The sequence below is a fragment of the Neobacillus sp. FW104-15D2 genome (genome assembly GCF_058790155.1).
The window spans coordinates 1-592 of sequence record NZ_JBYTCJ010000080.1; the positions used below are offsets into that span (position 1 = coordinate 1).

1 protein-coding gene is annotated in these 592 nt (G+C 43.8%); it reads left to right on the forward strand.

Annotation, left to right across the window (positions count from 1 at the left end; translation table 11 throughout):
• The coding region (locus AC3WR0_RS25400) for a transposase (protein WP_492554854.1) at window positions 1-592 on the forward strand (592 nt) is incomplete at both ends.

Here is a 592-nt window from a genome sequence, read left to right on the forward strand (position 1 = left end):
AGGAAGACCTGAAAATCATTAATCAATTCCGAAATCGGTACGGTAAGAAACAACTTAAACCAAAAGAAGCAAAAAAAATCATAAAACGGACGAACAGGAGCCCTGTAGATCCGGATTCAGCTTTATCAGTTAAACACGATGAACGTGGGCGTTTCGCCTTTTTTGAACATCGGGTTGTGGATACCCTTCACAACTTTATTATTGGGACTGAAGTGACGGCCGCCAATGTACCAGGCCATCAGATTCTTCTTTCCCAGTTAGATTCCATACGGAATCTTTTTGGACGATACTCTAACGAAATCGCCTTGGACTCTGGTTACTATAAAGCTAAACTGGCTAAAGGATTGTTTGATCGAAAGATTTTTACGTATATTTCCTATCGGCGACCGTCATCGAAGGAACACCCGCAATGTCGCCGGACGAAGTTCCAGAAAGTGAAGGAAGACCTTTACAGCTGTCCTTGTGGCGTCCCGTTTTATTACCAAACCACAACACGGCAGGGATATCATGAGTTCAAGCCTACAAAAGGAGGCTGTAATGGGTGTCCATTCGCCAAAAAACCCGGGGAAGACCGCATATTGCGAATATCTAT